Below are 25,074 nucleotides of genomic sequence, written 5' to 3' on the forward strand. Positions count from 1 at the left end.
TTTGGGCTGAAGGGGAGATAAGAATGTTCGCGGTCATAATCAAGCGTTTTTTGAGCCTTGGGATAGAAAAATGATTGAACGATCCAGCCGTTGTGTTCACAGTTCAACCAGAGTCTCGGGAGGAGCCCATCAATGGACACGCTGACGCGCATCCGCGCCTTTATCGACGTGGTCGAAGCCGAAGGGTTTTCCGCCGCCGCGCGAAAGACGGGGCGGTCCAAGGCGCTGCTGTCCAAGTATGTGCGCGAACTGGAGGACGAACTCGGCGCCCTCTTGCTAAACCGTACGACGCGGCAATTTTCGATGACCGAGGCCGGCCATACCTATTATCGCAGCGCAACGGAGATCCTCAAGGAGATCGACAGCCTGGCCGACCTGGTGCGGGAGAACATCACGGACCTGAAGGGCAAGCTGAAGATCACCGTGCCGCGCACCTTCATCGATGCCGAAGTGGGCCAGTCTCTGATCGATTTCGCCAGCGAAAATCCGGATCTCTCGCTCGAGATCGTCGCCGAGGACCGCTTCGTCGACCTGGTCGAGGAGGGCTTCGACCTGGCGATCCGCATCACCAAGCTGGATGACTCCGCTCTCATCGCCAAGAAGCTCTCGGACTTCCGGGTCTATGCCTGCGCAACGCCCGCCTTCGTCGAGAAGCACGGGCCACTCGGCCATCCGCAGGAGCTCTCCCGCGTAGCCTTCCTCGTCGACACCAACTCCCGCTCGCACAACACCGTGCGATTCGTCGATCCGCAGGGCGGGGCGATCTCGGTCGCGGTCAGCGGTCCGATCGAGGTCAACAGCCCGCTTGCCACCCTGCGTGCGGCGCGCGCCGGGCTGGGTGTCGCGATGATACCGGACTTCATCGCCCGCCCCTATATCGAAACGGGTGAACTCGTTTCCCTGTTCGACGACTACCTGCCGAAGGATCGCGGCATCTATGCCGTCTATCCCCACCGGCGCTACCTGCCTGCCAAGGTGCGAGCCTTCGTGGATTACCTTCATGCCTGGTTTCGCCAGAAAGGCTGAGACCATTGAACGGCGGGTGTCGCAGTCCCAATTCCGTCGAAATTGTCGGACAGGGATCGGACTGGGATTCGCGAAACGAGGGCGGGCAGGCATGAAAACAGGTTTGGCATTCATCGCGGCGCTCCTCGGCGCCCCGCTCCCTGCTATCGCCCATCCACATGTCTTTGCCGAGGCGCGCCTCGAAATCGTCTCCGGCGCGGATGGAAACCTTGCCGAACTGCGCAATGTCTGGCGCTTTGACGACATCTTCTCGTCGAGCGTCCTGATGGATTTCGACAAGAACAGCGACCTGAAACTCGATCATAGCGAACTCAACGAGATCGCCGAGACGATCCGCACCTCGCTTGCCGACTACGGTTTCTTCACCTCGATCACCGCCAATGGCACTTCCGTCCCCGTGGCGAGGCCGGAGGTCTTTCACGTCGATTTCAAGGACAACCAATTGCTAGTCTTTTTCGTCGCAAAGCCGGAAAAGACGCTGGCGCTCAAGGGCAAGCTGGCCATCGGCGTCTATGACCCGACCATGTATACCGCGATCGATTTCGCCAAGGACGAGGACATGGTGACGGAGGGCGAAGGCTTCAATCAGTGCAAGCGCGCGGTGGTGCGTCCCGACCCGGACCAGGTTCTGGCCGAAAACCAGGCCAACCTGACCTCGGCCTTTTTCGACGATCCGGCCGGCACCGACATGACCAAGCTGTTCGCCACGAGGCTCGAGCTGACATGCTGATGCGCCGCCTTGTCGGGCCGGCGGCCGGTGCGGCCCTTGTCCTGATCGTCGCGGCCACGCTGGCGCACGCCGCCTCGCCGCTCGGAATCGGAACGGCGGAACCGGCATTCCAGACGACCGGCCCGTTCGGCGGCTTGCTCGCCTGGGTCAACGAAAACCAGCAGGCCTTCTATCGGGCGCTGACCGGTGCGCTGAAAGCGATGCGCGAAGATCCGTCGCATTTGTGGACCCTGATCGGGCTGTCCTTCGCCTATGGTGTTTTCCATGCCGCTGGACCCGGCCACGGAAAGGCGGTCATCTCCTCCTACATGATCGCCAACGAGACCGAACTGCGCCGCGGCGTTGCCATTTCCTTCGTTTCCGCCTTCCTGCAGGGCGTCGTGGCGATCGCCCTGGTCGGGCTCGGCTATGCCGTCCTGCGCGGCACGGCGATTTCCATGACCGACGCCACGCAGGTATTCGAGATCACCAGCTTCGCCCTGGTCGTCGCCTTCGGCACCTGGCTGCTGCTGCGCAAGCTGAACGCCCTGCGCATCGCACGCCGGACACCGGTCAGCGCCGTGCTGTTTCAGACATCGTCCACAACCAGCCTGTTCGATTCGCCCGGATTGCCGGCGGCGGCCACCGCGACGAGCGGTTCCGGCGTCTCCGCCGCCGGAACCCGAACAGGATCGTCTTTCCGCGCAACCGGCGTCGCCCATGACCATGACGCACTCGCACCGGGTTCGGTCTGCCCCGATTGCGGCATCACCCACCTGCCCGACCCACGGCTCCTGTCTTCCAAGAATTTCAGCCTGCGCGAAGCCTGGTCGGCCATCATCGCCGTGGGCCTCAGGCCCTGCTCGGGGGCATTGCTGGTGATGACCTTCGCCCTGTTGAACGGGCTCTATCTCGGCGGGATACTTTCGGTCTTCGCCATGGCACTCGGCACGGCGATCACCGTGTCTCTCCTCGCCGCCCTCGCGGTTTCGGCCAAGGGCCTGGCGGTGCGGCTCTCCGGACCGGGTTCACCGACGGCCCGCCGGGTGGCCGACGCGATCGAGATCCTCGGAGCGCTTGCGGTCATCGCACTCGGCGCGCTGCTGCTCGCCGCCTCTCTCCAGCCCTGAACGGGTCAGGACCGGTCGCGCCGCTTCTGGTGGCGCGCGCGCAGCCACAGCACGATGAAGAAGGACATGATGCCGAGGGTGCCGACGACAGCCGCAAGGACCGGCGAGAAATAGCCGATCCACAGCACCAGCTTCGGCAGGCCGAGCAGCACGAGGCCGAAGCCGAGCACGATGGCAAGCGCCGCATAGGCAGACGAACGGTCGCTTTTCTTCTCGCTCTGGTTCTCGTTCATGCCGTCGCTCCCTTGGTGAGCTCCGCCCGAATCTCTTCGAGCTTTCGCACCTGCTTGCCGTCTTCGGTGAAATTGTCGGGTGAAAGCCAGGCCTCGAAAGCTGCCTTGATCAACGGCCACTCGCCGTCGATCATCGAGAACCATGCCGTGTCACGGTTCTTGCCCTTTGACAGCATGTGCTGGCGGAACACGCCCTCGAAGGTGAACCCGTAGCGCTCCGCGGTGGTGCGGCTCGGCAGGTTCTCGTTATGGCATTTCCATTCGTAGCGACGATAGCCGAGATCGTCGAACACGTGGCGCGCCATCAAATAGTGCGCCTCGGTGGAGAGCGGCGTGCGGCTCATCGCCGGGCCGTGAGCGACGCCGCCCACTTCGACCACGCCATTGGCCGGATCCGCCCGCATGTAATTGGCCATGCCGACGACCTTGCCCGTCTGCTTGTCACGGAAGACTTCCGTAACCCAGCCGCCTTTGGTCTGAACGCCGTCGAGCCAAGCATCGAAATCATCGATCCCGGCGAAGTCGGGCTGGGCGAAATAGGTCAGCAGCGGATTGATCGCCATGCCGCCGAGACCGTCCCACAGCGCCTGCAAATGCGTCGCCTTGTCGTACGGCTCGACAGTGACGAAACGGCCTTCAAGCCGGACCGGCTTCGGTGCCGGGCAGCCCTTGAATGTGGAAAGATCGCGCATGCTTGCCTCTTGATGTGTCGGCAAACGATTAGGCCAGCCGCCCGGCAAAGGCAACTGGCCTCGGGATCGCCTTGGAAGGCGGATCAGACCTGCGCGGCCGAAACCGTGGCTTCGATATGGTCGACCAGCCCGTCGGCAAGGCCGAGGCGTCCGGCCAGTAGGTCGAGATAGCCGCGCTCCGCCCGGCTGTCGGGATCGATCGCCAGCCGCGACGCGGTGTAGAGTTCGACCTTCTGCTCTTCGCTGACCGCCGCCTTGACCAGTGCATCCACATCGGTCGGCGTGGCCAGTTCCTTTTCGAGGAAGGCTTCGGCTTCCGCGCCGAGGCCGGAAAGGTGGATCTTGTCCATCACGCGGGCACGCTCGGCCTCATCGATATGGCCGTCGGACTTGGCAGCCGCGATCATCGCCCGCACCAGCGTCAGGGCGAAATCGTTGGAGGCTGCGGGCGCCTCCAGGCTGAACGGCGAATCGGCCGGCGGCGGCAGGAGCTTCTGCTCGGTCTCGGCGACGTCCTGCGGCGCCTTGCCGGCCTGATAATTCTTGTAGGCCTGGTAGCCGATCCCGGCGATGGCGGCGAGACCGCCGAGCGTCAACGTATTGCCGGCCAGATTGCGGCCGGTCTTCGTGCCCAGCAGAACGGCGGCGATGGCGCCGGTCGCCAGCGGATTGTCCTTGGCAAGCTGGACGGCATCGCCGGCCTTCTGCTTCACGGTGCCGGTCGAACCCGGCACCTGGGCGCCGAGAAATTGGTCAAGCAGCTTCTTCGCGTCGAACATCGGGATCTCCGTCGGTTTCATTGTCGACTGCTAGATAAGGAGCCGATCATGAAAATACAAAGACGTTTCCGCGCTTTCGTTGCAAAGACCCGTCAGCCGGCCAGCGCGCAGGCTTCCACGGCAAGCTTTGTGATGCCGGCCCAGTCGCCGGCCGAAACGAGTTCCTTCGGCGCGACCCAGGAGCCGCCGACGCAGACCACGTTGGACAGCGACAGGTAGTCCCTGGCATTCTTCAGCGAGATACCGCCGGTCGGGCAGAACAGCGTGCCGGCGAGCGGCGAGGACAACGCCTTGAGATAAGCCGCACCACCGGCCTGCTCGGCGGGGAAGAACTTCAGGACCTGATAGCCCTCCTCGCGCAACTGCATGACCTCGCTGGCGGTGGCCGCCCCCGGCAGCAGCGGAATGTCCGAAGCGCGGGCGGCATGGATGAGTTCGCGCGTCGTGCCGGGGCTGACGATGAACTGCGAGCCGGCCTCGACCGCCGCCTCGAAATGCGCCGGATTGAGGATGGTGCCGGCACCGACCACCGCGCCTTCGACCTCCGCCGCGACACGGCGGACCGCTTCCAGCGCCGCATCCGTTCGCATGGTGATCTCGATCGCTTTCAGTCCGCCAGCCACCAGCGCCCTCGCCAATGGCACGGCGGTTGCCACATCCTCGATGATCAGCACCGGTACGACGGGCTGGAGCTTCAGGGTGGAAAGGAGCTTTTCGGTTTTCTCACTCACGGTCTGCCATCCATTTCAAACGATTGAATTCAGCCCAAGGATTATCGCGAACCTGTGTCATTGTCGAGACAAATGCGCGCGGTACGGATGCTGGCGGTTTGCATGACGGCTCAACTGCGCTAGGGTGAAGGAGATTTTAACGATGGACGGCGAGATGGCGAAAGAAATCGAGCGCAAGTTCCTGGTGATCAACGACAGTTGGCGCGATTGCGTCACGTCGGCGACCGCCATGCGGCAGGCCTATCTCTCCGTCAATCACGACCGCTCGATCCGCGTCCGGACCAGCAATGACGAAACCGCCAAGCTGACCGTCAAGTTCGGCAAGACCGCCTTGGTGCGGGACGAGTTCGAATACGACATCCCGTTCGAAGACGCCGTCGAGATGATTTCCTTTGCCGTCGGCAGCGTTATCGAAAAGGTGCGCTATACGGTGGAGATCGGCGGCTTCACCTGGGAAATCGACGTCTTCGAGGGGGCGTTCCAGGGACTGGTCATCGCCGAGGTGGAAATGCGATCGGAGGATGACCGGCCGATGCTGCCGCACTGGCTCGGACGCGAAGTCACCGGCGACCGTCGCTATTCCAACCAGGCGCTGGCCACCGAACGGTTGAAGCCCGAGGTTGTGCATGCCGTATCGAATTAGGCCGGACCGCCCCTTCGGCGAGGAGGTCGTTGCGGTTGCGAGCGAACAGCTCCGGCGCGCCGTCAGCGCCCTGGAAGAGCAGCCCGAGGGCCTGCACGAAGCCATTCATGAGGCGCGCAAGAAGTTCAAGCGGGTACGTTCGCTCTACCGCCTCGTCGCCGTGGATCAGAAGCAGTTCCGTGCGGTGGAGAACGGCCGGCTGCGCGATACGGCCCGGACGCTGTCCGTCGTGCGCGATGCCACGGCGCTCGTCGAGACCGTCGCCTATCTCGAAAACCACGCGCTGAACGATGAGGAGAGAAACGCCCTTGCCCATGCACGGGCGGCGCTCACCGAACGTCGCGACGCGCTGGCGCTCGCCGAGACAGACCTCCCGGAAAAGGTCTCCCGTGCCATCTCGGCCTGTCGCGAGGCAATCACCGCGCTGGAAACGGCAAGCTTTCCCTCCAGCCCGCGCAAGGCCGCCAAGCTGCTCGCCAAGGGTTGGCGCAAGGGCCTGGCACGGGCCCGCGCGTCGCTCGACAATTGCCATCGCAGCGTTCACGAGGAAGTCTTTCACGAATTGCGCAAGGCCGGCCAGGCCTACTGGATGAACCTGTCGCTGCTGCGCGACATCTGGCCGTCGGCCATGCGTGCCAAACGCGCCGAAGCCAAGGCATTGGTGGACACGCTGGGCCATGAACACGACCTTGCACTGCTCGCCGACCTTCTCGACCGGGAAACCGGGCTGATCGGCGGCGGCGAAGAATTCTCCCACCTGCTCGGCGCCATCATCCGCCAGCAGCAGGAACTGCGCAGGGACGCGCTTGCGATCGCCGAGCATGTCTTCGGCGACACGCCGGCGCGCGAGGGCACGATCATCGAGGCGCTGTGGATCACGGCTGCCACCGAATAGCCGACGCTGCTGACATTTTTTGGCAGCAAGTCCTGTAGGATGGAGCGATGAGTCGTTCCGAACGCCTGTTGTCCCTGCTGCAGATCCTGCGCCGCCATCGCCAGCCGGTGAGCGGGGCTGTGCTGGCGCGTGAACTGGGCGTTTCGCTGCGCACGCTCTACCGTGACATCGCCACGTTGCAGGCGCAGGGCGCCAATATCGAGGGCGAAGCGGGCGTCGGCTACGTGCTGCGCCCCGGCTACATGCTGCCGCCGCTGATGTTTTCCCGCGAGGAGATCGAAGCGCTGGTGCTCGGCGCCCGACTGGTGGGCCAGCGCGCCGACCCGGAACTGGCGCTGAGCGCCCGCGATGCGCTGTCCAAGATCACCGATGTCCTGCCGGGCGACCTGCGCGACGAACTGACGGCAAGCACGCTGTTTGCAGGCCCGGGACTGCCCCTGCCTGAGGACCGTGTGGATCTCGCCCGCATGCGCCAGTTCATCCGCTCCGAGCAGAGCTTGAGGATCGCCTACCGCGACGAAAAGGGCGAGGCGTCCGAGCGGCTGATCTGGCCCTTTGCCCTCACCTTCTTCCTCGGCGCCCGCGTGGTCCTCGCCTGGTGCACGCTGCGCAACGACTTTCGCAGCTTCCGAACCGACCGGATGGATCTGCTCGAGGGGCCGATCGGCCGCTATCCGAAGAGAAGGCTGCAATTGCTCCGGGCCTGGGCGGAGCAGAACGGCATTCCCGAGCGCATGCTCTAGGCTCCGGCCAATTTTTGACCCAGCCGCGTTGCGGCCTCGCTCCCGACCTCACCATCCGTCCGATCGACCACCCCAGATGCGCTTGACAAATTTCAAATCACATTCCGCCGCGCGAAAATCGTTGCACGGCAGGGGCCGAGGCAGTATTCCCCGGGCCATGACCGATAATCTCCAGACCCCTCGCCACGAAGAGGGCGGCGCCTTCTGCGTCGCCGCGCTCTATCATTTCGCCCGCTTCCCGCGGTTTGAGAGCTTTCGCGCCGAGCTCGATGCCGTGGCTCGTGAAAACGGCATCAAAGGTACGCTCCTGCTCGCTGCCGAGGGCATCAACGGCACCATCGCCGGGACCGACGAGGGCATCGCCAGAATCCTCGCCTTCATCCGCTCCCAGCCGGAATTTTCGGGCCTGGTGCACAAGGAGAGCCGCGCGGCGAAAATGCCCTTCCTGCGCATGAAGGTGCGGCTAAAGAAAGAGATCGTCACCATGGGCGTCGAGAACATCGACCCCAACAAGATCGTCGGCACCTATGTCGAGCCGAAGGACTGGAACGCGTTGATCTCCGACCCGGAGACGATCGTCATCGACACCCGCAACGACTATGAGACGGCGATCGGCATATTCAAGGGCGCGATCGATCCGAACATCAAGACCTTCCGCGAATTCCCCGACTGGATGCGCAACAATCCCGGCCTGCACAACAAGCCGAAGCTCGCCATGTACTGTACCGGCGGCATCCGCTGCGAGAAGTCGACGGCCTTCGCCAAGGAAATGGGCTTCGACGAGGTCTACCACCTCAAGGGCGGCATCCTGAAATATCTCGAGGAAGTGCCGGCGGAGGAAAGCCTGTGGGACGGCGCCTGCTTCGTCTTCGACGAGCGCGTCTCGATCACCCACGGCCTGAAGCAGGGCGAACACACGCTCTGCCACGCCTGCCGCTATCCGCTGACCGCAGAAGAGGTCACGTCGCCGAAGTTCGAGGAAGGCGTATCCTGCCCGCACTGCTACGACAGCCGCACCGAGGCGGATCGCGATCGCTATCGTCAGCGCCAGATGCAGATCGCGCTGGCGAAGAAGCGCGGCGAGAAGCACATCGGCAGCTGAGCAGGTACCGCGTCCAGCCATCGCGCCCGCTGCAACCACGGACGGTCTCTACGACAAAGCCCGCCTTTCGGCGGGCTATCTGTTTTTCGAATACAGTCTTTCCCTCACCTTCCGTCCCTCCGGCGAGAGCGGAGGAACGAAAGGGCCGGGAGTGATCAGAACGAGGGGATAAGCGCGCCCTTGAACTCTTCGTTGATGAAGGCCTTGACGCTGTCGTCGTGGTAGGATTCGACCAGCGTCTTGACCCAGGCTGCATCCTTGTCGGCAGAGCGCACGGCAATCACGTTGGCGTAGGGCGACTTTTCACCCTCAATGGCGATTGCGTCCGTCTTCGGATGCAGGCCGGCTTCCAGCGCATAATTGGTGTTGATGACGGCGGCATCGACGTCGTCGAGCGAGCGCGGCAGCTGGGCGGCGTCGAGCTCGGCGAACTGAATGTTCTTCGGGTTCTCCGTCACGTCTGCCGGACCGACCTTCAGGCCCTTGGCGCCATCGACCTTGATCAGGCCCTTGGAAGCTAGGACCAGAAGCGCGCGACCGCCATTGGTCGGGTCGTTCGGAATGGCGACGGTCGCGCCGTCCGTCAGTTCGTCGAGGCTCTTGACCTTCTTGGAGTAGACGCCCATCGGCGTGGTGATCGTGGTGCCGACGCTGACGATGTCGAAGCCGCGATCGGCGATCTGGTTGTCGAGATACGGCTGGTGCTGGAAGGAATTGGCGTTGAGGTCACCATCGGCCAGCGCCTGGTTCGGCACTACATAGTCGGAGAACTCGAGGATCTCGATGTTCAGGCCCTTTTTCGCGGCGATTTCCGCAACCTTTTCCATGATCTGGGCGTGCTCGCCGGCAGTCACCCCGACCTTGATGTCTTCCGCGAGAGCCGCGGTGGAGAAGAGTGCCGCGACGGCGGCGGCGACGATCAGTTTCTTCATGGGTATGCTCCTTGGTTTTCCAATATTTCCCCGACGAAGGGAATTCAGTTATGGCGGCTGCGCTTGTCGAAGCGCCGCGCCAGGTGATCGCCGGCGCTCTGCACCGCCTGCACCAGAACGATCAGCACCACGACCACCGCCAGCATGACGTCCGGCATGAAGCGCTGGTAGCCGTAGCGAATTCCGAGATCGCCGAGCCCGCCGCCGCCGACGGCACCGACCATGGCGGAGTAGCCGATCAGGCTGACCGCCGTCAGGGTGAGCGCCATGGCGATGCCGGGCTTGGCTTCCGCGAGCAGGACCTTGGTGACGATCTGTAACGGGGTGGCACCCATGGCGCGCGCCGCCTCGATCAGGCCCTTGTCGACCTCGCGGATCGCCGATTCGATCAGTCGGGCGATGAACGGGATCGTGGCGACGGTCAACGGCACGATGGCTGCGGCCGTGCCGATCGACGTTCCGGTGACCAGCCGGGTGAACGGGATGATCGCCACGACGAGAATGATGAACGGCGTGGATCGCGCCGCGTTGACGACCAGCCCGACAACCCGGTTGACGGCCGGGGCGGGAAAAAGCTCGCCCTTGCCGCTGGTCGCCAGGAAAACCCCGATCGGCAGGCCGATGATCGTGCCGATCACGCCGGCAGCGACCACCATCTGCATCGTCTGCCAGAGCGCCTTGGCCAGGAGGCCGATGAGCATGTCATACGCCATAGCCGATCACCTCCGTGGCAAGACCCGTTTCAAGGTAGAAGCGTTGCGCCTTGTCCAGCGTGGCCGGATCGGCGGGATAGGAAACGACGAGCGACCCGAAGGGCTCGCCGGCGATCTCGTCGATGGCCCCTGCCAGGATGTTGACGTCCGCGCCAAGTTCCGCGACGAGCCGCGCGGTCAGCGGCTGGAATGCCGTGTCGCCGAAGAAGATCAGCCGCACGAGCGCGCGATCACCGGGCGACGGCTCGGTCTTCAGGTCGGAGCGGATCCAGTCGGGAAGCTTTGCGCCGATCGACGCCGACAAAAGCGCCCGGGTCGTCTCATGCCTGGGCGCCGTGAATACATCGAAGGTCCGGCCATGCTCGACGATCAGGCCCCGGTCGATCACCGCTACCTGCGAGGCGATGGTCTTCACCACTTCCATTTCGTGGGTGATCAGCAGAACGGTCAGGCCCAGATCCCGGTTGATGGTCTTCAGCAGTTCCAGGATCGACTGCGTCGTTTCCGGGTCGAGTGCCGAGGTCGCCTCGTCCGAGAGCAGCAGCTTGGGCTCGGTGGCGAGCGCCCGGGCAATGCCGACGCGCTGCTTCTGGCCGCCCGACAGTTCCGCCGGATATCGGCCGGCCTTGTCGGAAAGCCCCACCAGCTCCATCAGCGGTCGCACCCGCGCCTCGATGGTTTGACTGTCGGTACCGGCGATCTCCAGCGGCAGGGCGATATTGTCGAACACCGTGCGCGACGACAGAAGGTTGAAGTGCTGGAAGATCATGCCGATCTCGCGGCGCAGCGTGCGAAGCGCTGCGTCATCGAGCGCGCCGACATCGACGCCGTCGACCAGCACCTTGCCGGAGGTCGGCAGTTCAAGCCCGTTGACCAGGCGGATCATGGTCGACTTTCCCGCGCCGGAACGGCCGATGATACCGGTGATCGAACCCTTGGGCACGCTGTAGTCGACGCCCGCCAGCGCCGTGAAGGCCGGTTGCCCCCTCGTGCCGCCGAAACGCTTGGTCACCCCTTCGAAGGCGACCATGGGGCGCAAACTCTGGTGATTTGCGGGAACGCTCATCGCAAGCCCCCATGGGAGGCGTCGCGCGGGATGGATCGATGGGTCATGCAAGTCTCTTCGGTGAACGCCGCTTGAAGCGGCAAAGATGATGGTCTGCCGGATGGTCTATCGCGACATACACATTCGGCCGGTTAGGCGCCGCTCTAGCATCTTTGCATTCACCTTTTCAAACTCGCCGAACGCATGTCTGTCCTGCGCGGCGGTAATCTGCGCTCCTTATGCCACCCTCAACTCGCAACCGACCAGAGACGATTTTCCGCCCTATCCGGCAAAAGGCGGAAAATTCGTCCAAACATCGGATTGCATGGAAAGAGCCGATAAGGGGCGACTGGCTCGAAGGAAACGACGACACCGGACGGGAGCCGCGGAGAAACGACGCGCTCGAAGGCGGCAAGCGTGCCGAGCAGCAAAGCCCGGCACGCCCCATCACTCACTCCACGACGGTGACGAAGTCTTCCCTGGCGCGGCGAACCTTCTTGAGGTTGACCAGCCAGTCGCCGTCCGCGGCGCGGTAGCCGATCGGCAGGATCGTCACCGAACGCAACCCGCGCTCGCGAAGCTTCAGGATCTCGTCGAGCTTGGCCGCATCGAAACCCTCCATAGGCGTGGAATCGACGCCTTCGAAGGCCGCCGCCGTCAGCGCAAGGCCGAAGCCGATATAGGCCTGGCGCGCCGCATGCTCGAAGTTCACCTGCGGCTCGCGCGGCGGATAGGTATCGAGCAGCATCTTGCGATAGTTTTCCCAGCCCTCGTTGGTGAAGCCGCGCTCGGCATTGACCAGATCGAACATGCCGTTGATCCGCTCCGGCGTGTAATTGTCCCAGGCAGCGAAGACCAGCAGATGCGAAGCTTCGGTGACCTGGGCCTGGTTCCAGGCGATCGCCTGGATCTTTTCCCGCGTCTGCTTGTCCTTGACCACGATGATCTCGAAGGGCTGCAGACCGCTGGAGGTCGGGGCCAGCCGCGCCGCCTCGAGAATACGGTCGATCTTGTCTTCGGACACCGGCTTGGCGGGGTCCATCTTCTTGGTGGCATAGCGCCAGTTGAGCTTTTCGATGAGCATGGAAACACTGCTTTCCTGGTTGACCGCGCGCGCCGCTCACGACCCTTGGGACTGGTCGCTGCACGGAGAAGCACTCGGTATTGATTAGTAACCAGGTCTAAATAGAGAACTTGAAATCTCCGACAAGAAGGCACATTTTTGTTACCAGCAGGGAGAGGCAGATGCCGAAACACTACGACCCGGAAAAATGCCAGACGGTGAGTGAAATGCTGTCGCGCATCGGCGACAAGTGGAGCGTTCTGGTCATCATGATGCTGGGCGACGGTCCGGCCCGCTTCAGCGACCTCAAGCGCGCCGTCGTGGGCATATCGCAGCGCATGCTGACGCTGACGCTTCGAGCCCTGGAGCGCGATGGCCTGGTCAGGCGGACCGTCTATCCGACGGTGCCGCCGCGCGTCGAATACGAACTGACCGCGCTTGGCCAGTCATTGCGCGAGCCGATCCAGGCCATGGGCGGCTGGGTCTTTGCCAATCATGACAAGATTCACGCGGCCCGCGCCGAGTTCGACAGGCGGAACGACGCCGAGCGCGCCGATCAAAAGATCATCAAGCTGGGCTGAAGACCCGGAGCGATAGCCCACGCCTTGAAGGAGCGTCCAGGGTCTCACCCGACCTTGTGATTGCCTTTCGGAAACTGGGCGGCCAGTTCGCCATACCATTTGCCGCTCTTCTTCACCGTGCGCACCTGGGTGTCGTAATCGACATGGACCAGTCCGAAGCGCATGCGATAGCCTTCCGCCCATTCGAAATTGTCCATCAGGCTCCAGGCGAAATAGCCGCGCATCGGATAGCCGTCCTTGATCAGGTCGGCGACGATGTTCAGGTGCTCGGCGTAGTAGTCGAGGCGCGGCTGGTCGTCGACCGCGCCGTTCTCGACCTCCATGTTGTAGCAGGCACCATTCTCGGTGATGTAACAGACCGGCAGTTCGTAGCGCCGATAGAGCCCCTCCACCAGCGACTTCAGCGCCGGCGAATAGACCTCCCAGCCGATATCGGTCTTGACCGTTGAAACCGGCGGCGCGGCGACGGTCGCGGGAAACTCTGCGCCCGGCGTCGGATCGTCTGCCACCCGCATCGGCGTGTAGTAGTTGAGCCCCCACCAATCGGTCTTCTGGCTGATGACCTCCAGGTCGCCCGCTTCGATCTTCGGCATGCGGGTTCCGAGCGCCGAGAGGAAATCGGCCGGATATTCGCCCTTGAACACCGGATCGAAGAACACGCCGTTGTGGAACTGGAAGGCCCGTTCCGCCGCCGCCCGGTCGGCCTGGCTGTCGGATCCGGGGATGACTTCATGCGCGTTCAGCACCAGACCGGCCGGCACCTGCGGCGCCACCTGGCGGATCGCGTCGATGCCAAGGCCATGGGCCAGATTGGTATAGTGCAGCGCATGCAGCGCCGCATCCATGTTCCTCTCTCCCGGCGCATGCACGCCGTAAAGATGCGACAGCCAGACCGAGCACCACGGCTCATTGAAGGTCGCGACCGCGTCCAGCCGGTCGCCCAGCCGCGCCATCACCACCTTGGCATAGCGCTGGAAGGCATAGGCCGTCGAACGCGCCGTCCAGCCGCCGTCGCCCATCAGCGTCAGCGGCAGGTCCCAGTGGTAGAGCGTGGCGAAGGCCTTGATGCCACGCGCCTTCAAGCCATCGATCAGCCTGTCGTAGAAGTCGAGACCTTTCTCGTTGATCGGCCCGGTGCCGTCGGGAATGATGCGCGGCCAGGCGATCGAGAAGCGATAGGCCGACACGCCCATGTCCTTGATCAGATCGAGGTCGTCCTCCCAGCGATTGTAGTGGTCGCAGGCGACATCGCCATTGTGCCGGCCATAGACCCGCCCCGGCATGTTGGAAAACGCATCCCAGATCGACGGCTTGCGTCCATCCGTCTTGGAGGCGCCTTCGATCTGGTAGGAGGCGGTGGCAACACCGAAGGTGAAGTCGCCGGGAAAGCGGGATGCAAGGAGCTTGGGATCGATCATGAGGGGTCTCGCGCGGTCTACGCATCTGTCGCATGTCATGGCGGTCGGATGCTGAAATTTTGTCCGTGGCGGTTTAGACCATGTTCAGTGCGGGGAGAAGAGCCGGGTGCAAGATTCTGCAACGTTGCAGGATTGAGAGTTTTCGGGACGTCACTGACACCCCGAAGCTTCCGTGATGGCGATCCGCTGCAGATCCCCCTGCCCGTTGCCAATTCCCATCACCGGCGCTTTCGCCCCGACTGGACCCCGCCTTGCAAGCCCGGTACCCTTGCCGCATGACCAGCAAGGAAAGCGACAGCGCGCAGACGGTTCCACCGGGTGCAAACGTGCAGACGCGTCACGTCGGCTCCGCCGGCGTCACCCTGACGCGCCTGCGCCATTCCGACTTCGAGACCCTCCAGCCATCGCTTCCCGAATATACCTTCTCGATATTGCTTGCCGGACGGTCCAGGCCCTGGCGCGACATAGGCGACGGCCTGACGGTCCCAAAGGGCGCGGAAGGCTATCGGCATCAAGGTGCGGGTATCCTGACCCCTGCCGACACCTCCACTCTCTGGCGGGTGGAGGGCCATCACGACTGCTTGATTTTCTCCCTCCCCAAGGAATTGGTGGCGCGCACCTTCGAGGAGTTCACGTCCAGGGGCGTGGCCTCGCTCGACCGGCTGACCGGGTACGTCGTGCAGGATCCGATTTTCGCCGCCATTGCGACCACGCTTTGGAAGGAAAGCGCCAAGAACGGTTTGGTTGGCCTCGGTCGCGCCTATGGCGACCATGGTGTCGCCCTCATTCTTGCCCGTCTCGCGCAGGAAGCGGAGCGCGGCCCGTCAGTCGGCAATGCGCGAGGCGCGAATGAGCGGTTGTCGCCCGCCAGCCTGAAGCGGGCGACCGAGTACATGCGGTCAAGGGTGGCCGATGATCCGAGCCTGGAGGAGATCGCAGCCGCGGCAGGTTTGAGCCAGTTCCATTTCCTGCGCGCCTTCAAGGCGTCGACGGGGCGAACGCCGTTTCAATGGCTGCAGGACTTCCGCATCGAACTCGCATTCGGCTTGTTGGCGGCCACCGACGTGCCGCTCGCACAGCTTGCTCTGGACGTCGGCTTCAAGAACCAGAGCCATTTCACCAATGTCTTCCGCCGTTCGACCGGAACGACGCCGGCGCAATGGCGTGCGCGGTCACGCGGGTAGTTTTCGCAATGGCAGGCAATGGCCCGCAACCAGCGGAAAGAACGAGGCCTCCGTATCCCTTAGGGAACAAGCCCCGGCACCGATGCCGCCTGAAGGAGATTAGTCATGCAAGCCAATACAGCACGGGATACCTCGGCTGCAAACCACCCCTGCCCGCTCGATGTCGTGCGCGAGGTCTACCAGGCCTATGCCGGCCGGGATCTGGCCGCGATCCAGGCTCTCTATCATCCCGACTGCGAGATCTACCAGTCCGACCTCCTGCCCTGGGGCGGAGAGCATCGTGGCCACGCCGGCCTGCAGCAGTTCTTCATCCGCCTGACCAGCACGATCGACACCCGGATCGTCGACGAGCAGTTCTTCGAGGCAGGCGACCGCGTGGTGAGCATCGGCCGCACGCAGGGCAAGGCGCTCGCGACGGGACGGCAATTCGAGCTCCCTGCGGTCCATGTCTATACGGTGCGCCAGGGAACGATCCGCCGCTACGAAGCCTATGTCGACACCCCGGCCATGCTCTCGGCCTGTGCATCGGAATGACTGGCGCGCGGATGTCTCGGCATCGCCAGCGGGTTCGATTTAAGACTTGGCTTCCCAATCGCATGGATCACCTCACTCTCCCCAATCGGGGAGAGGCCGGGAGCTAGCCAGTTGCTCCCTGTGGTGAGGGCACAGGGGCAAGGAGAGCTTGCGCTCGGCCCCACGAGGGCAAGCTCACACCTTGACCCACGCCCCGTTGTCCTTCGCCGAGGCCACGCAGGCCTCGACGAAGGCAACGCCGCGCAGGCCGTCGTCGATCGTCGGATAGGTGACCGCGGGATCGATGGCCGTGCCGCCCTTGGCCGCGTTGATCGCCGCTGCCGCCTCCGTGTAGATCGTCGCGAAGGCTTCGAGATAGCCCTCCGGATGGCCGCCGGGAATGCGGCTGACGCGGGCGGCAGAGGCACCGGCACCGGCACCGTTGCGCGTGACCAACCGCTTCTGTTCGCCAAATGGCGTGAACCACAGGTAGTTGGGGTTCTCCTGCTCCCATTCGAGCCCGCCTTTGGTGCCATAGACCCTGAGCTTCAGCGCATTCTCGTTGCCGGGCGCCACCTGGCTGCACCACAGCATGCCCTTTGCCCCGCCCTCGAAGCGCAACAGCACATGGCCGTTGTCGTCGACCCGTCTCCCTTCGACAAAGCTGTCGAGATCGGCGGCAAGACTGTCGAGCGTCAGGCCGCTGACGAAGGTGGCGAGATTGAAGGCATGGGTACCGATATCGCCGGTCGCGCCGCCGACGCCCGACTGCTTAGGGTCCGTTCGCCACACCGCCTGCTTGGCGCCGGTCTGCTCCACCGCCTCGGTCAGCCAGTCCTGCGCATATTCGACCTGCACCACGCGCAGCATGCCGAGCAGACCCTCGGCGACCATTTCGCGCGCCTGGCGCACCATCGGATAGCCGGTGTAATTGTGCGTCAGGATGAACAGCGCGTTCGAGCCGTCGGCGACCGCCTTCAGCTTCTTCGCGTCTTCGAGGTTGGAAGTCAGCGGCTTGTCGCAAATGACATGGATGCCGCGCTCGAGAAAGGCCTTGGCCGCAGGATAGTGCACGTGGTTCGGCGTGACGATCGATACCGCCTCGATGCCGTCCGGCCGTCCGGCCTCCTTAAGAGCCATCTCCTCGAACGAGCCGTAGCAGCGTTCCGGATCGAGCCCGAGCTCCCGGCCCGAGGCGAGCGACTTCTCCGCCGTCGACGACAGCGCCCCGGCCACGAGATCGAAATGATCGTCGATCCGCGCCGCCATGCGGTGCACCGCTCCGATAAAGGCGCCCGTCCCGCCGCCCACCATGCCGAGACGAATCTTCTGCATCCGCGCTTCGGTCTTTCCTTCGATCGTCATGAAAATCGTCTCCCTTTTTGTCTCTGACGCCCCCCTCTGGCTGCCGCCATCTCCCCCACAAGGGGGGGAGAGCGTTCCTCGCCCACTTCCCCGCTTGGAGCAGGCACCGGGTTGGCGGCAAAGCCCCTCCCCCTTGTGGGGAGGGGTTGGGGAGGGGAATTCCTCTTAAAGTCCCAGCATCCGCCGGTTGGCCGCATCGTCCGTGCCGCCGGAGGCAAAATCGTCGAAGGCGTGTTCGGTCACGCGGATGATGTGCGAGCGGACAAAGGCGGCGCCCTCTCTTGCCCCGTCTTCCGGATGCTTGAGCGCGCATTCCCATTCGACCACGGCCCAGCCGTCGAAATCATTGGCCGCCATCTTCGAGAAGATCGCGCCGAAATCGACCTGTCCGTCTCCCAACGAACGGAATCGTCCGGCCCGGTTCACCCAGCCCTGGAAGCCGCCATAAACGCCCTGCCGTCCGGTCGGATTGAACTCCGCGTCCTTGACGTGGAACATCTTGATCCGGTCCTTGTAGATGTCGATGTTATCGAGATAGTCGAGGCATTGCAGCACATAGTGCGACGGATCGTAGAGCATGTTAGCGCGGGCATGCCCGCCGACCCGATCGAGGAACATCTCGAAGGTGACCCCGTCATGCAGGTCCTCTCCCGGATGGATTTCATAGGCGATGTCGACGCCCTGCTCCTCGGCATAGTCGAGGATCGGCCGCCAGCGCTTGGCCAGTTCGTCGAAGGCGGTTTCGACCAGGCCCGCCGGCCGTTGCGGCCAGGGATAGAAGTAAGGCCAGGCCAACGCCCCGGAAAAGGTCGCGTGTGCCGCGATACCGAGATTGCCCGACGCCTTCAGCGCCAGCTTGACCTGTTCCACGGCCCATTCCTGCCGCGCCTTGGGATTGCCGCGCACCTCCGGTGCGGCAAAGCCGTCGAAGGCCTCGTCATAGGCCGGATGCACCGCCACCAGCTGGCCCTGCAGATGGGTGGAGAGCTCGGTGATCTCGATCCCGTTTTCCCGTGCCACACCGGCCAGTTCATCACAATAGTCCCTGGATTCCGCGGCGCGCCGCAAATCGAAGAGTTGGCCGGCCCAGGTCGGCACCTGCACGCCGAGATAGCCTTTGTCGGCAGCCCATTTGGTGATCCCATCCCAGGAATTGAACGGCGCCGCATCGCCGGCGAACTGCCCGAGGAAGATGCCAGGGCCCTTGATTGTCTTCATGAATTTTCCTCCCAATCCGGCAGCTCTCGATCATAACGAAACTGCGCACCAAGCCCGAAAACAGCGGCTTCGGTCCAGTTTCGGAGCCGCGCTTCTCATCCAACTGCATCGTTGCAGTAAAAACTAACGAAGTTTATATTCCCGCACAACTCCCGCTCAGGCCTCTAACCGAAACGCTCGCTCGCAGGCCTTCCACGACGAGGAACCCCGATGAACGAAACCGTTTTTGTCGAACGCAGGTTCGATCTTAATGGTGGCGAACTCCTTGTTCGTTTCCTCACCCCCGTAAAGGCACCCGGCGGAGAGTTTCAGTGCCGCTGGTCGATCCACTGGCCGGAGGGCGAGATTGCCTACCGCGCCTGCGGCGAAGACGGAATCCAGGCCCTGACCCTTGCCATGCAGGCGGTTCATGACCGGCTTCTCGAGAGCGAGGCCTACAAGGCCGGACGCCTCACGCTCTGGGGCCAGAGAGACCTGGACCTTCCCCCCAAGCTGGACGACAGGACCGCTTTACCAGATCCCGCCGCGTCCCGGTGGCTGGCCAACCGATAACGACTAGCTGTACGCCACCCGGATGACCGGGCTCTTCAGACCCGGTCATCCTGGTTCCGCGCCAGATCAAACGTAGCGGTTGACGACGTTTTCGAGATACTCCTGGCGACCCGACTTCGGCTCGGGGTTGATGTCGCCGTCTTCGACCATACTGGTGATCGCTTCGAGCGACAGCTCGCCGCGCAACATGCGCTGTGCCTGAGGGCTGTCCCACTTGGCGTAACGCTCCTCCAGCGGCTTCGACAGCGCCCCGTCCTCGATCATCTTGGCCGCGGCCTTGAGCCCGCGGGCGCAGCAATCCATGCCGCCGATATGGCCGTATAACAGATCGACCGGGTCGAGCGACTGGCGGCGCAGCTTGGCGTCGAAGTTCGTGCCGCCCGTGGTGAAGCCGCCGCCGGAGAGGATGTGGTAGAAGGCCAGCGCCATTTCCGGCACGTTGTTGGGGAACTGGTCGGTGTCCCAGCCTGACTGGTAGTCGTTGCGGTTCATGTCGATCGAGCCGAAGATGCCGAAGGCATTGGCCATGGCGATCTCGTGCTCGAAGGAATGACCGGCCAGGATCGCGTGGCCCTGCTCGATGTTGACCTTCACCTCGTTTTCCAGCCCGTTCTTCTGCAGGAAGGCGTAGACGGTGGCGACGTCGTAGTCGTACTGGTGCTTGGTCGGCTCCTGCGGCTTCGGCTCGATCAGGATCGTGCCCTTGAAACCGGTCTTGTACTTGTACTCGACGACGAGGTTGAGGAAGCGGCCGAGCTGGTTCAGCTCCCGCTTCAGGTCGGTGTTGAGCAGCGTCTCGTAGCCCTCGCGTCCACCCCACAGCACGTAGTTCTCGCCACCCAGCCGCTGGGTGGCATCCATGCAGGTCTTCACGGTTGCCGCCGAGAAGGCGAAGACGTCCGGGTCGGGATTGGTGGCAGCCCCAGACATGAAACGACGGTTGGAGAACAGGTTCGCCGTGCCCCAGAGCAGCTTGACGCCCGTTTCGGCCTGCTTCTTCTCGAAATAGTCGACGATCGCGTTGAGGTTCTTCGTGTTCTCGGAGAAATTGTTCCCCTCCGGCCGCACGTCGGCGTCATGGAAGCAGTAATAGGGCACGCCGAGCAACTGGTAGAACTCGAAAGCGACATCGGCCTTCATCTTCGCCGCTTCCATCGTGTCAGAGAACCACGGCCGCTCGAAGGTCTGCCCGCCGAACGGATCGCCGCCCGGCCAGGTGAAGCTATGCCAGTAGGCCACGGCGAAGCGCAGATGGTCTTCGAGACGCTTGCCGAGCACCACTTCGTCGGGATTGTAATGGCGGAAGGCGAGCGGATTGGTGCTGTCCGGGCCTTCATACTTGACCTTGGGCGTATCGCCGAAAAAGCCTGTCGTCACGGGTATTTCCTCCTGTTTAGCTGCAATATCTGCCGCCGATGCGGCGTGTCTTTCCGCCCCTCATCCGCCTGCCGGCACCTTTTCCCCGTAAACGGGGAGAAGGGCGTCGCCGCAGCCGTTCCGTCCCCTCTCTCCGCCAGCGGGGAGAGGGTCAGGGTGAGGGGCAATTCGTCAGAGCCCGCGGATCGCCGGATAAAGCGACCGGTAGCGCCCGTAGGCCTCCTCATAGGCACCGGCGAGCGCCGCGACCGGTTCGATCGTCTCGGCCGTTTTCGGTGCCGTGCAGACGGAAAGCGGGTCCGCGCCCGTCGCGGCGATCAGCCCGAGCCGGGCCGCACCGAAGGCCGCGCCGAAATCGCCGTCGGCCGGAATGTCGACAGGAAGCCCGAGCGCGGTTGCGATCGAGGCCAGCCAGTAGCGCGAGCGCGAACCGCCTCCGATCGCCGTCACCCGGGAGATATGGGTGCCCGCCGATTTCAGTGCCTCGAGATTGTCGCGGATGGCGAAGCTGACGCCCTCGAGCACGGTCTGCGTCAGCACCTCACGCGAACTCTCATGGCCGAGACCGATGAAGGCGCCGCGGATCTTTGCGTCGTTGTGCGGGGTGCGCTCGCCCGAGAGGTAGGGCAGGAAGGTGACGCTGCACGGTGCCTTCAGATCGTTGCCAAGCTCGCCGGTCAGTTCGCCGGCCGCCTTGCCGGTGATCCCGCTCAGCCAGTTCAGCGCGTCGGTCGCCGAGAGAATGACGCCCATCTGGTGCCAGGTGTTGGGCAGCGCATGGCAGAAGGCATGCACGGCGCTTTCCGGCTTCGGCAGATAGGAGGCGTTGGCGGCGAAGAGAACGCCCGAGGTTCCGAGCGAAACGAAGGCCTGGCCCTCGGCGACCGTGCCCATGCCGCAGGCGGAAGCCGCATTGTCCCCTGCCCCGCCGGCGACGGTCACGCCGCTCGCCATGCCCCATTCGGCGGCCAACTGATCGCGTAGCGTGCCGGCCGGATCGGCACCCTCGACGAGCCCCGGCATCTGCCGCTCCGAAAGCCCGGTCGCTTCCAGCAGTTCCGCAGACCAGCGGCGCGCGCCCGTATCGAGCCACGCGGTTCCGGCCGAATCCGACATGTCGGAGAGATATTCGCCGGTCAGCCACAGGCGCAGAAAATCCTTCGGCAGCAGAACCTTGGCGACCCGGGCAAAGACGTCCGGCTCGTTCTTCGCCACCCAGGCGAGCTTCGGTGCGGTGAAGCCGGGAAAGACGATATTGCCGGTGATCGCACGAAAGCGCGGATCGGCATCCATGGCCGCCGCCTCCACATGGCTGCGTGTATCGTTCCACAGGATGCAGGGCCGCAGCACCTGGTCGGCGGCGTCGATCAACGTCGCGCCATGCATGTGACCCGACAGGCCAATGCCCTTCACCGCCGAGAGCGCCGCGCCATGCGTGGCCTTCAGCGCCCCCACCGCCTCGCGGGTCGCCCGGATCCAGTCGAGCGGATCCTGCTCCGACCAGCCGGGATGCGGCCGCGACACATCGAGGGCCGCATGGCCCACGCCAATCACCGCCTGATCGCCGTCGATCAGCATGGCCTTCACACCGGAAGTGCCCAGATCAAGCCCGAGATACATGTCTTCTCCCTATCCCCTGCCCTTCACGGCAGATTGTCCTTCAAGAAAATATCGATGCGGATGCGCTCTTGCGCGGCCAGCACCGGCAGGCCGTCGGCCGTCGCCTTCAGCACACGGATGGCGCTCCTGACCTCGTGTCCGGCATCCTGGTTGAGCACCGCGTCAACCAGCCCGCCCTTGAGCGCATCGCGCGTCGTGTCGGTCAGTTCATGGGCGATCACTGCCGGCCGGCGGCGGAGCTCGGCCCTGCGAAGCGCTGCGACCAGACCACGATTGCCGGCGCCGAGGCTGTAGATGCCGAGGATGTCGTCGCGTTGGCGAAACAGATCCGAAAGCAAGCGCTCGACCAGCGCCGGATCGTCCCGCCCCTCGATCACATCGAGAAGGGCCAGATGCGGATAATCATTCGCCATGATCGAGCGAAAGCCCTCGAGACGCTCGCGGTGGTCGCGCACCAGCATCGAGCCGGCCAGGACGGTGATCGAACCGCGCCGGTCACCGACGAAACGGCCGAGCAGGCTCGCGGCGGTGCGGCCGGCCGCCAGGTTGTCGATGCCGGCATAGTGGACCCTTGGCGACGCCGGCAGATCGGAGACCAGAGTGACAACCGGGATGCCCGCATCGACCAGTCGCTCGACGGCACCGGCCACCTCCGGCGCATCGACCGCGACCAGCGCCACGCCGGCCGGCCGATCGGCCACGAGCGCGTCGAGCACCTCGACTAGCGCCGCCGCATCGAAGGGCGGCACCCTGAGGATGTGGATCTCGGTGCGCTCCGAGGGCGAACGTGCCGCGGCATCGCGTACCGCCGCTTCCAGCTCGCGCATGAAGGAATTGTCGTTGGCCGGCAGGATGAAGGTCAACGGATAGACGCGGCCCTTGGCGAGATTGGCCGCCGCCACGTCGCGCACGAAACCGAGCGCGGCCACGGCGCCCTCCACCTTGTCGCGGGTGCGCGCGCTGACACCGGCCCGGCGGTTGAGCACCCGGTCGACGGTGGCGAGGCTGACGCCAGCGGCTGCGGCAATATCGTGGACTGTCGGTTTCATGGCTCCTCCGACCGAAGTCTTAGCGCACGTCCTGAGGTACGTAAATCAATTTTTGAGGTACGTACATCAAAACATGTTAAAAGAGAAGGACCGTCTCCCCAGTGGGGAAACGGTCCTACGCGCCGCGGTGGATCGGTAAAATGGATTGAACGCCGAGCCGGGGCTCAGTGTCCGGCTCCGGGTGGCGGAGCCGCACTCGGCCGCTTGATCAGAAGCGCGAGGAAGACCAGTCCGAAGAACAGCACGGTCAGCCCCATGAACACGTCGATGAAGGACAGCATCCAGGACTGCTGCGTAATGACACCCGAGAGTTTCCTGATCGCCACCGCCGTGCCGTCGAGACCGTAGGTGTCGTAGTTGGCGCCGACGCTCGCCAGCCAGTCGAGCGCGGCGCGATTGCCCCAGTCGGCCTGTTCGGCAAGGCGGGCATAGTGTTCGTCAGAGCGCTGCGTCAGCATGGTGTTGATCACCGCGAGCCCGACGGCACCGCCGAGATTGCGCGTCAGGTTGAACAGGCCCGAGGCGTTCTTCATGCGGTCGGGCGGCAGGGTTCCGAGCGCGATATTGTTGATCGGCACCATGCACAGCATCAAAGAGCAGCCGCGCAGGATCTGCGGCACGAGCAATTCGTAGAAATCCCAGTCCGCGGTCATGAAGGTCATGCTGTAGGTGCCGGCGGCAAAACCGGCAAAGCCGATCATCATCATGACCCGCGGATCGAGCTTGTTCGACAGTGCCCCGGCCACCGGCGCGGTGAGAAACATCGCAGCGCCCGAAACGAACATGGTCTCTCCGATCATCATCGAATCATAGCCGCGGATGCGGCCGAGATAGACCGGATAGAGATAGGTGAGCCCGTAGAGCCCGACCCCCATGACGAAGGAAAACAGCGAGCCGAAGGCGAAGTTGCGATTGCCAAAGGCGCGCAGGTCGACGACCGGAAAATCCACCCGGAACACCCGGTGGAAGAAGAAGAAACCGCCGATCACCATGACGACCGTGCCCATGACGATGTGCTCGTCGTTGAACCAGTCCTTGTTATTGCCCTCTTCCAGCACGAATTCCATCATGCCGAGGAACAGCGCCATCCAGAACAGGCCCCACCAGTCGAACTTCTTGAAGAGCTTGAAGTCGGGCTTGTCGAAATCGATCAGGCTGAAGGTCACCGCGGTGACCATGATGCCGGGGATGACGTTGATCAGGAACAGCCAGTGCCAGGACATTGCATGGCTGATATAGCCGCCGATGGTCGGGCCGATGGTCGGCGCAAGCGTCGCCACCAGACCGACGATCGGCGAGACGATGTTGCGCTTGGACGGCGGGAAGATGGTGAAGGCCGCGGCGAATACCGAGGGGATCATGCCGCCGCCGATAAAGCCCTGGATCGCCCGGTAGACGATCATCTGGTCGATATTGGTCGCCGTCGCGGCCAGCGCGCTGGCGATGGTGAAGCCCGCGGCGGAGAAGGAAAAAAGAATGCGCGTCGATACAATCCGCGCCAGCGCTCCTGAAAGCGGGATCATGATGACTTCGGCGATCAGATAGGAAGTCTGCACCCAGGCGATCTCGTCGGACCCGGCGCCTAGGCCAGCCTGGATCTCGGCAAGCGAAGCCGAGACGATCTGGATGTCGAGGATCGACATGAACATGCCGAACACCATCGCGAAGAAGGCGATGAGCCGCTTCGGGTCCATGCGCTCCTCGGCGCCCGGCAGCGGGACCGCGCCTGCCGCTGTTTTTGCGGATTCGGCCATCGTGCTT

26 protein-coding genes are annotated in these 25,074 nt (G+C 63.7%); 11 read left to right on the forward strand and 15 right to left on the reverse strand.

Annotated features, from left to right (window positions below; all coding sequences use genetic code 11):
• The first annotated feature begins 132 nt into the window (after positions 1–132).
• The 3 genes from RHIZ70P_RS07590 to RHIZ70P_RS07600 all read left to right on the forward strand — a co-directional run bounded on the left by RHIZ70P_RS07590 (position 133) and on the right by RHIZ70P_RS07600 (position 2,865).
• On the forward strand, positions 133–1,026 hold the full coding sequence (locus RHIZ70P_RS07590; protein ID WP_115669778.1) for a LysR family transcriptional regulator: 894 nt from the start codon (positions 133–135) through the stop codon (positions 1,024–1,026).
• 91 nt (positions 1,027–1,117) lie between these two features.
• On the forward strand, positions 1,118–1,756 hold the full coding sequence (locus tag RHIZ70P_RS07595) for a DUF1007 family protein (protein ID WP_115669779.1): 639 nt from the start codon (positions 1,118–1,120) through the stop codon (positions 1,754–1,756).
• Positions 1,750–2,865 carry a nickel/cobalt transporter gene (locus RHIZ70P_RS07600; RefSeq protein WP_115669780.1) on the forward strand — a complete coding sequence of 372 codons (1,116 nt, stop codon included), beginning with the start codon at positions 1,750–1,752 and terminating at the stop codon, positions 2,863–2,865. Before RHIZ70P_RS07595 ends, RHIZ70P_RS07600 begins: the two co-directional genes overlap by 7 nt.
• A 5-nt stretch (positions 2,866–2,870) precedes the next feature.
• On the opposite strand, the gene RHIZ70P_RS07605 is transcribed toward RHIZ70P_RS07600, so the two are convergent.
• The 4 genes from RHIZ70P_RS07605 to RHIZ70P_RS07620 form a co-directional block, all read right to left on the reverse strand.
• Complete coding sequence (locus tag RHIZ70P_RS07605; RefSeq protein WP_115669781.1) at positions 2,871–3,098, reverse strand: hypothetical protein; 228 nt, start codon at positions 3,096–3,098, stop codon at positions 2,871–2,873.
• Positions 3,095–3,790 (reverse strand): GNAT family N-acetyltransferase, encoded by a 696-nt coding sequence (locus tag RHIZ70P_RS07610; RefSeq protein WP_115669782.1) that lies wholly within the window; start codon positions 3,788–3,790, stop codon positions 3,095–3,097. The genes RHIZ70P_RS07605 and RHIZ70P_RS07610 overlap by 4 nt, the downstream gene beginning before the upstream one ends.
• A gap of 83 nt (positions 3,791–3,873) precedes the next feature.
• Positions 3,874–4,569 (reverse strand): tellurite resistance TerB family protein, encoded by a 696-nt coding sequence (locus tag RHIZ70P_RS07615; protein ID WP_115669975.1) that lies wholly within the window; start codon positions 4,567–4,569, stop codon positions 3,874–3,876.
• 92 nt (positions 4,570–4,661) lie between these two features.
• On the reverse strand, positions 4,662–5,300 hold the full coding sequence (locus RHIZ70P_RS07620; protein WP_115669783.1) for a 2-dehydro-3-deoxy-phosphogluconate aldolase: 639 nt from the start codon (positions 5,298–5,300) through the stop codon (positions 4,662–4,664).
• 154 nt (positions 5,301–5,454) lie between these two features.
• Between RHIZ70P_RS07620 and RHIZ70P_RS07625 the strand changes: the two genes are divergently transcribed.
• From RHIZ70P_RS07625 to RHIZ70P_RS07640, 4 genes are all read left to right on the forward strand, one after another.
• On the forward strand, positions 5,455–5,943 hold the full coding sequence (locus RHIZ70P_RS07625) for a CYTH domain-containing protein (RefSeq protein ID WP_115669976.1): 489 nt from the start codon (positions 5,455–5,457) through the stop codon (positions 5,941–5,943).
• Positions 5,927–6,838, forward strand: a complete 912-nt coding sequence (locus RHIZ70P_RS07630; RefSeq protein WP_115669784.1) for a CHAD domain-containing protein — start codon at positions 5,927–5,929, stop codon at positions 6,836–6,838. Before RHIZ70P_RS07625 ends, RHIZ70P_RS07630 begins: the two co-directional genes overlap by 17 nt.
• Positions 6,839–6,885: 47 nt before the next feature.
• Complete coding sequence (locus RHIZ70P_RS07635; RefSeq protein ID WP_115669785.1) at positions 6,886–7,581, forward strand: helix-turn-helix transcriptional regulator; 696 nt, start codon at positions 6,886–6,888, stop codon at positions 7,579–7,581.
• 157 nt (positions 7,582–7,738) lie between these two features.
• Positions 7,739–8,683 carry a rhodanese-related sulfurtransferase gene (locus RHIZ70P_RS07640; protein WP_115669786.1) on the forward strand — a complete coding sequence of 315 codons (945 nt, stop codon included), beginning with the start codon at positions 7,739–7,741 and terminating at the stop codon, positions 8,681–8,683.
• Positions 8,684–8,838: 155 nt separating this feature from the next.
• Here the strand turns inward: RHIZ70P_RS07640 and RHIZ70P_RS07645 are convergent, their stop codons facing one another.
• The 4 genes from RHIZ70P_RS07645 to RHIZ70P_RS07660 all read right to left on the reverse strand — a co-directional run bounded on the left by RHIZ70P_RS07645 (position 8,839) and on the right by RHIZ70P_RS07660 (position 12,457).
• Positions 8,839–9,615 (reverse strand): MetQ/NlpA family ABC transporter substrate-binding protein, encoded by a 777-nt coding sequence (locus tag RHIZ70P_RS07645; RefSeq protein WP_115669787.1) that lies wholly within the window; start codon positions 9,613–9,615, stop codon positions 8,839–8,841.
• A gap of 44 nt (positions 9,616–9,659) precedes the next feature.
• Positions 9,660–10,328 (reverse strand): methionine ABC transporter permease, encoded by a 669-nt coding sequence (locus tag RHIZ70P_RS07650; RefSeq protein ID WP_115669788.1) that lies wholly within the window; start codon positions 10,326–10,328, stop codon positions 9,660–9,662.
• Positions 10,318–11,358 carry a methionine ABC transporter ATP-binding protein gene (locus tag RHIZ70P_RS07655; RefSeq protein WP_115669789.1) on the reverse strand — a complete coding sequence of 347 codons (1,041 nt, stop codon included), beginning with the start codon at positions 11,356–11,358 and terminating at the stop codon, positions 10,318–10,320. The genes RHIZ70P_RS07650 and RHIZ70P_RS07655 overlap by 11 nt, the downstream gene beginning before the upstream one ends.
• 466 nt (positions 11,359–11,824) lie before the next feature.
• Positions 11,825–12,457 (reverse strand): NAD(P)H-dependent oxidoreductase, encoded by a 633-nt coding sequence (locus RHIZ70P_RS07660; protein ID WP_115669790.1) that lies wholly within the window; start codon positions 12,455–12,457, stop codon positions 11,825–11,827.
• Positions 12,458–12,618: 161 nt separating this feature from the next.
• On the opposite strand from RHIZ70P_RS07660, the gene RHIZ70P_RS07665 reads away from it, so the two are divergent.
• Positions 12,619–13,017: a winged helix-turn-helix transcriptional regulator gene (locus tag RHIZ70P_RS07665; RefSeq protein WP_115669791.1), complete on the forward strand. Its 399-nt coding sequence runs from the start codon at positions 12,619–12,621 to the stop codon at positions 13,015–13,017.
• 44 nt (positions 13,018–13,061) lie between these two features.
• On the opposite strand, the gene RHIZ70P_RS07670 is transcribed toward RHIZ70P_RS07665, so the two are convergent.
• Positions 13,062–14,435: a GH1 family beta-glucosidase gene (locus RHIZ70P_RS07670; protein WP_115669792.1), complete on the reverse strand. Its 1,374-nt coding sequence runs from the start codon at positions 14,433–14,435 to the stop codon at positions 13,062–13,064.
• Positions 14,436–14,710: 275 nt separating this feature from the next.
• On the opposite strand from RHIZ70P_RS07670, the gene RHIZ70P_RS07675 reads away from it, so the two are divergent.
• Positions 14,711–15,619 carry a helix-turn-helix domain-containing protein gene (locus RHIZ70P_RS07675; protein WP_115669793.1) on the forward strand — a complete coding sequence of 303 codons (909 nt, stop codon included), beginning with the start codon at positions 14,711–14,713 and terminating at the stop codon, positions 15,617–15,619.
• 105 nt (positions 15,620–15,724) lie between these two features.
• Positions 15,725–16,153, forward strand: a complete 429-nt coding sequence (locus tag RHIZ70P_RS07680) for a nuclear transport factor 2 family protein (protein WP_115669794.1) — start codon at positions 15,725–15,727, stop codon at positions 16,151–16,153.
• 174 nt (positions 16,154–16,327) lie between these two features.
• Here the strand turns inward: RHIZ70P_RS07680 and RHIZ70P_RS07685 are convergent, their stop codons facing one another.
• Together RHIZ70P_RS07685 and RHIZ70P_RS07690 are read right to left on the reverse strand one after the other, a co-directional pair.
• Positions 16,328–17,497: a Gfo/Idh/MocA family protein gene (locus RHIZ70P_RS07685; protein ID WP_115669795.1), complete on the reverse strand. Its 1,170-nt coding sequence runs from the start codon at positions 17,495–17,497 to the stop codon at positions 16,328–16,330.
• 165 nt (positions 17,498–17,662) lie between these two features.
• Positions 17,663–18,715, reverse strand: a complete 1,053-nt coding sequence (locus RHIZ70P_RS07690) for a sugar phosphate isomerase/epimerase family protein (RefSeq protein WP_115669796.1) — start codon at positions 18,713–18,715, stop codon at positions 17,663–17,665.
• Positions 18,716–18,925: 210 nt separating this feature from the next.
• Here RHIZ70P_RS07690 and RHIZ70P_RS07695 point away from each other — a divergent pair, with 210 nt between their 5' ends.
• The gene (locus tag RHIZ70P_RS07695; protein WP_115669797.1) at positions 18,926–19,267 is read left to right on the forward strand and encodes a DUF6968 family protein; all 342 of its coding nucleotides are present in this window, start codon (positions 18,926–18,928) and stop codon (positions 19,265–19,267) included.
• 66 nt (positions 19,268–19,333) lie between these two features.
• Here the strand turns inward: RHIZ70P_RS07695 and xylA are convergent, their stop codons facing one another.
• From xylA to RHIZ70P_RS07720, 4 genes are all read right to left on the reverse strand, one after another.
• Entirely contained in the window at positions 19,334–20,644 is a 1,311-nt protein-coding gene (gene xylA / locus RHIZ70P_RS07700; RefSeq protein WP_115669798.1) for a xylose isomerase, read from the reverse strand.
• 171 nt (positions 20,645–20,815) lie between these two features.
• Positions 20,816–22,264: a xylulokinase gene (gene xylB / locus RHIZ70P_RS07710; RefSeq protein WP_115669799.1), complete on the reverse strand. Its 1,449-nt coding sequence runs from the start codon at positions 22,262–22,264 to the stop codon at positions 20,816–20,818.
• A 23-nt stretch (positions 22,265–22,287) separates the two neighbouring features.
• The gene (locus RHIZ70P_RS07715; RefSeq protein ID WP_115669800.1) at positions 22,288–23,313 is read right to left on the reverse strand and encodes a LacI family DNA-binding transcriptional regulator; all 1,026 of its coding nucleotides are present in this window, start codon (positions 23,311–23,313) and stop codon (positions 22,288–22,290) included.
• Between the two features lie 164 nt (positions 23,314–23,477).
• Entirely contained in the window at positions 23,478–25,067 is a 1,590-nt protein-coding gene (locus tag RHIZ70P_RS07720) for a DHA2 family efflux MFS transporter permease subunit (RefSeq protein ID WP_115669801.1), read from the reverse strand.
• Between the last annotated feature and the right edge of the window lie 7 nt (positions 25,068–25,074).

Origin of the sequence: Paenirhizobium selenitireducens ATCC BAA-1503 (assembly GCF_900492185.1) — a bacterium.
Lineage (GTDB): Bacteria > Pseudomonadota > Alphaproteobacteria > Rhizobiales > Rhizobiaceae > Allorhizobium > Allorhizobium selenitireducens_A.